Here is a 5,523-nt window from a genome sequence, read left to right as displayed (position 1 = left end):
ACAAAACGGAATTTTTAGACCAATTTGCTGCCACCGCAGTAGGGCAGTCTATTCTTGGACAGCCTCCCAGGCTTCTGCGATGTAATTTATAATTACGAGATAAAAAACCTGCCCAGCAGCATCATATTGGCTATACAGCCGTGCTTACCATCAGGAAAAGAGAAAAATATTAATCTTGCCCGAAAGATAGCCTTCGCCCGAAGGAGCCATCAGATAAAAACAACGTGTCAGATGAAAGCACCCTCAGCACAGCAATACGGTACATTTCAGCTGACCTCTTCCCAAATAACCGAACTGTCCCAAAGCCACATGCCAAGAGCAAACCAGCTGAGATAAGCAGCTGCCAGTCTTCTGCCCCCATTACAGAAAACAACCATATGCCTGCCATCATAAGTAAAAGCGGGAAGAGATAAATCATAAAAGAAGCCTTTAGCAATGAGGCTTTCGGTATACCGACCACAACCGTGTCACCCTTTTTCACTACCAAGGGGCAAATCGCTTTGATATATGAAAAGGACGAACTGAACCTGTACTTTTCGAAGAGATGTTGCCCACAACCATTTCGGGCACTACAGATTGCACAACTCGACTGTCTGATTGTTTCAACCCACACGAAATCACGCTCTACAGCAACAACTCGTCCCTGCTCTTCTATCATATTCCTGAAAACCTGATATAGATCGATGAGGGATAATAAAAGAAAAACCAGCCTTTAAGTCCAGTAAACTTACTTGATCATTACATCAAGGCTTCATGTTTACCGGGCGCACAGATACGGCTACCCTCTCTGCCGTACCTAGAGGAATATCACCAACAACCGTTACGTGAAAGTACTGATTACCTTCCCGGTAAATCTTTGAAACCGCCGAAAGAGCGCCAATTTGTTCAGAAGCCTGGCTTAGTACCCGAGTATCATCCTGTTCCACAAAAACAGAGAAATTGGCAATGCCATCGGAAAAGATCAACGCATCCACATCGTGCTGACTCATCGGAGAAGGACGGATACTGCTATTTTCCAACACAAAGCCAGCAGGCAACCATCCCGTCTGCCATTTCGAGGGCGCACCGGGTTTATCAGAGAGCCCTATGGCTGGATTGCTTCTCAGGCGAATAGTTTCATCCACATTGGAGGGTTTGTGATCCAGAAGTGCCAGATCATCATTTGACAGATTACCAATATTCAGAGAAGTGAACTGCAGTCGCTCAATGATTTTACCCTGATCATCAACCAGCACTGATTTTAGCAACAATGAAGATTCTCGATCGAGCCATAACTGATATCCATAACGGAAACGATCTTTCGGCAGCACAAGCAACAGGACAGCCTCTCGACCAGCAACACGGTCAACACCTGCAATTTTCAGGTCATAGAAATGCTCAGACACACCAGATTGGAATTTACTTAGGACCGGCATTAATGAGCCATGCTGAAACTTCGTCACTCCCTCGTTATAACTGGAAAAGAAAAGCTCATTGCCAGAGCGAATGACTTCCCGGGGAGCGCCATCAAGATAGAAAATACGTTCTCTTTCCGATGCTGTTTGATCTTCAGCTTGATGAATAACACTTAACGTCTGCAGCTGCGCCCCCTGCTGATAAACAAATTCTCCCTGAAAACTCAGCCTTTTGGCGGAAACTGACATTCTTTCAAGCAAGTCAACGGCATCGGATGTCGTCTGTGCAAACAAAAAGCCACTGGCAAGAAAACAAGAGACCAGCAGCTTTTTGGTAATCCATTGCATCTGTTTCATAAATTTATTGGTTGTCAAAACTGGTCAATCTGGCGAATGATAAAATACTCTGCCCACTCCCCATTGCAGAGAGTTCTGCATGCTGAAGTGCATAGACATGAAAGCGTTCTCTGGTCGCCCTGTCAGCAAGGCTCTGCGCATAAGCAAGTTGTTCCGGCGTAATACCATCATGCTGCCTTGAGTTATATCCGGCGCGAATACCCAATGCACCGTAATCGTTATGGGCTGTTTGCGCCAGCTGAACAGGCTGAGTCAGAGTAACTGGTTCATTTTCAGTCAAAAGCTGTAAATCAGGAGACGGATTACTGTTTCTAACCCCGATAACAACAGCAAATGCCACTGAAGCTGCAACCGCAACCTTACCCAGAGAACCCCATACATCTTCAAGGAAGCGACCCGATGCAGGTCTGGTTGCAGAAGAATATTCTGCTCCAGGGGACATATGCGAACCGGGGTTATCTACTTCCTCTTGTTCTATGGCATTCATCACGCCACTGGAGATATCGACATTGGCAAATTTACTGTTATTTCCACGTAATGTCTCACCAATCTGCTGATAGCGACCCGCCAGCGCACGAAGATCATCATCCTTGCCAATGCTATCAATCACACGGCGCAATTCGAGTTCACTGGCTTGCCCATCCAGAACAACCGATAAAGACTCTTTCAGCTGTTCTCTGGCACTGTTTTGGGAACTCTTTTCACTCATAGGCAAACCTCTGGTATTCATGCCAACCTTCCTTCAAGTCGCACATGAGTTGAACTTTTTATGGCCAATTTATGGCCAATTTATGGCCAATTTGTGACCAAATTAAACGTTTTGCCCTAACAACGGTCTGATCTCACGATCAATAGCTTCACGAGCCCTGAAAATCCTGGACCGCACAGTACCTACCGGGCAGTCCATAACATCGGCAATTTCTTCATAGCTGAGACCGTCAAACTCTCTCAACATGACCGCTGTTCTCAGCTCGTCGGGTAAGCGCTGGATGACATCATGAATGACCTGCTCAATTTCATTACAGTACAGGTTGCGCTCAGGGGTATCAACGACCCGCAGCGTTGTCGCTGTTTCCAGAAAGTCAGCATCATGAACATCAATATCTGACTCTGGCAATCTTCGCCCCTTGGATACCAGATGATTCTTGGCCGTATTAACGGCAATTCGGTACAGCCAGGTATAGAAGGAGCTATCACCACGAAACTTATCAAGTGCACGGTATGCTTTTATGAAAGCCTCTTGCGTAACATCCTGAACTTCCTGAAAATCACTGACATAACCACCTACCAGCCCAAGGATGCGATGTTGGTATTTAATAACCAGCACATCATAAGCTCTTTTGTCACCCTGCTTTACACGATCAACCAACTGCTGATCAGAATCCGGACTATCAACCATTCAGGCATCTCCACCCATGTAAGGCAGGAACACCATAAAAGGCACCGTCGTGCAATTTAGGGTTTAGCTCAGCAGCAAGTATATAGACCATCAAAATGAAGAAAAGTTCCTGATATTTTCAATTTATTACTATATGGGTATTCGTCCACCACAAACCAATGTATCTGATTTTTGTAATTATATTGGAAAACCAACAGGTTATCTTTAGCACTTCAACGACACTACAGTGTAGCCAAAATGCCCTGAAATGAATATTGCGGCTACATGGCTGCACAGTAAAACACAGAGATCAGACAAGTTACCAAGCCTCTTGATTCAGATAGGCAGCAATCTTAACATCGACTCGAAAAATAGCCTCTTTAGCCCGATGCACATAACCAGTTACTGTCATTAAGCATTCTGATTAATAGCTAAGCCTCTCAATATAGAACGTATCATGTCATTTGCCAGACAGTCACTTTTTCACAGGCTAGCACATTAAACCACACTGCATTTGTTTTCCTATTGATTACAGGAAGGATAAATGACGTCAGCGTGACTTGATTGGGGAGCCTTATGCAACAGCCCTGTAATTATGATGTAATCATCATTGGCTCTGGCGCGGCCGGCCTGACCACTGCACTGCAGTTGTCTGATGATGTCAGGATAGCCATTTTCAGCAAAGACACATTAAGCGCTGGCTCAACCTATTGGGCCCAGGGAGGCGTGGCTGCGGTCTTGGACCAGACCGGTGACAATATCGACCAGCATGTGGAAGATACGCTCACCGCTGGTGCAGGCCTGTGTAACAAGTCGGCTGTTCGACATATTGTTGAGAATGGCAGAGAGAGTATTGAATGGCTGATCAGCCAGGGGGTGCCATTCACACCGGATCATGCCGCTGACCGGCCCTTCGACTACCACCTGACACGGGAAGGTGGACACAGCTCCCGCAGAATCATTCATTCCGCCGATGCCACTGGCCGGGCTATTTCAGATACCCTACTGGAACAGGCAAGTTTGAAACCAAACATAGACCTTTTCGACCATCATCTGGCTATAGACCTGATCACCACCAGCAAACTGGAACATCACACTCATAACCATGAGCCACGCTGCGTTGGTGTTTATATACTCGACCTGGTGTCGGACCAGGTTCATGTCTTCAAGAGCCGTTTTACCGTTCTTGCCTCTGGCGGTGCCAGTAAAACCTATCTATACACCAGTAACACAGACGGCGCGTCCGGCGACGGCATTGCCATGGCCTGGCGGGCGGGCTGCCGGGTTGCCAACATGGAGTTTAACCAGTTTCACCCCACCTGCCTCTACCACCCTAATGCCAAGTCGTTTCTGATTTCAGAAGCCGTTCGGGGTGAAGGCGGTCTGCTCAGGCGCGCCGATGGCAGCCGGTTCATGCCAGACTACGACCACAGGGAGGAGCTGGCACCCAGGGACATTGTGGCACGGGCCATTGACCATGAAATGAAGCGCCTGGGGTCAGATTGTCTTTATCTGGACATCAGCCACAAGCCTGCACAGTTCATTTGCTGCCATTTTCCGACCATTTATGAGCGCTGTCTCAGCTATGACATCGACATCACCAGAGACCCAATCCCGGTTGTTCCTGCTGCCCATTATACCTGTGGTGGCATAGTGGTTGATAAAAACGGCCAGACAGACACAAAAGGCCTTTTTGCTGTAGGCGAGTGCAGTTTTACCGGCCTGCATGGTGCCAATCGGCTGGCCAGCAATTCACTGCTTGAGTGCTTTGTCACTGCCAAAAGCTGCGCCCGGGTCATAAACGATACCATTGATCAATACCCACAACCTCCGTCTCTGCCGAACTGGGATGAAAGCCAGGTCACCGATTCCGATGAAAATGTGGTTATCTCTCACAATTGGGATGAACTTCGCCGCTTTATGTGGGATTACGTGGGGATTGTCCGCACCACAAAACGCCTGCAAAGAGCCATGAATCGCGTTGAGTTGCTGCAATCTGAAATTCATGAGTTCTACAGCAATTTCAAAGTCAGCAATGACCTGATCGAGCTGCGTAACCTGGCCCAGGTATCTGAGCTGATTATTCGATGTGCCATGGCCAGGAAGGAGTCCCGTGGCTTGCACTATACCCTGGACTACCCCCGCACGGATGATATTCCCGAAAACACGATTCTGGTTCCAGGGAACTTCAGGGGCTGTTAAAAACTTATTGGGCATTAACTCAGAATTAGAAATATCTGACATCCATAACCCAAACAGGGGAGCGATCAAGTATTCAATATGCAGTGAAAAATCTACCAGCTCACTGCATGCCTTATGGTTTAAAACAGCCTCTAGCCCAATGGCACTGACTTAAGCTTAAAAGCCCCGTAAACAGGGACATTGATATAGGTT

The 5,523-nt window shown here is 47.2% G+C and carries 5 protein-coding genes; 1 reads left to right on the top strand and 4 read right to left on the bottom strand.

Annotated features, from left to right (window positions below):
• Positions 1–169: 169 nt before the first annotated feature.
• From KDK14_RS18540 to rpoE, 4 genes are all read right to left on the bottom strand, one after another.
• Positions 170–658 carry a SoxR reducing system RseC family protein gene (locus KDK14_RS18540; protein ID WP_257266685.1) on the bottom strand — a complete coding sequence of 163 codons (489 nt, stop codon included), beginning with the start codon at positions 656–658 and terminating at the stop codon, positions 170–172.
• A gap of 85 nt (positions 659–743) precedes the next feature.
• Positions 744–1,769: a MucB/RseB C-terminal domain-containing protein gene (locus KDK14_RS18535; protein ID WP_257266684.1), complete on the bottom strand. Its 1,026-nt coding sequence runs from the start codon at positions 1,767–1,769 to the stop codon at positions 744–746.
• The gene (locus KDK14_RS18530) at positions 1,756–2,481 is read right to left on the bottom strand and encodes a sigma-E factor negative regulatory protein (protein WP_257266683.1); all 726 of its coding nucleotides are present in this window, start codon (positions 2,479–2,481) and stop codon (positions 1,756–1,758) included. The genes KDK14_RS18535 and KDK14_RS18530 overlap by 14 nt, the downstream gene beginning before the upstream one ends.
• An 81-nt stretch (positions 2,482–2,562) precedes the next feature.
• Positions 2,563–3,150 (bottom strand): RNA polymerase sigma factor RpoE, encoded by a 588-nt coding sequence (gene rpoE, locus KDK14_RS18525; protein ID WP_257266681.1) that lies wholly within the window; start codon positions 3,148–3,150, stop codon positions 2,563–2,565.
• 555 nt (positions 3,151–3,705) lie between these two features.
• Between rpoE and nadB the strand changes: the two genes are divergently transcribed.
• Complete coding sequence (gene nadB, locus KDK14_RS18520) at positions 3,706–5,331, top strand: L-aspartate oxidase (RefSeq protein ID WP_257266680.1); 1,626 nt, start codon at positions 3,706–3,708, stop codon at positions 5,329–5,331.
• Positions 5,332–5,523: the final 192 nt, after the last annotated feature.

The sequence above is a fragment of the Endozoicomonas sp. ONNA2 genome (genome assembly GCF_024606365.1).
Lineage (GTDB): Bacteria > Pseudomonadota > Gammaproteobacteria > Pseudomonadales > Endozoicomonadaceae > Endozoicomonas.
This window is presented reverse-complemented; position numbering and strand designations above follow the sequence as displayed.

What these genes read in the sequence shown, in the direction of transcription:
- KDK14_RS18540 (WP_257266685.1), bottom strand. Translation starts at nt 658, where the DNA reads ATGATAGAAGAGCAGGGACGAGTTGTTGCTGTAGAGCGTGATTTCGTG.
- nadB (WP_257266680.1), top strand. Translation starts at nt 3,706, where the DNA reads ATGCAACAGCCCTGTAATTATGATGTAATCATCATTGGCTCTGGCGCG.
- KDK14_RS18530 (WP_257266683.1), bottom strand. Translation starts at nt 2,481, where the DNA reads ATGAATACCAGAGGTTTGCCTATGAGTGAAAAGAGTTCCCAAAACAGT.
- rpoE (WP_257266681.1), bottom strand. Translation starts at nt 3,150, where the DNA reads ATGGTTGATAGTCCGGATTCTGATCAGCAGTTGGTTGATCGTGTAAAG.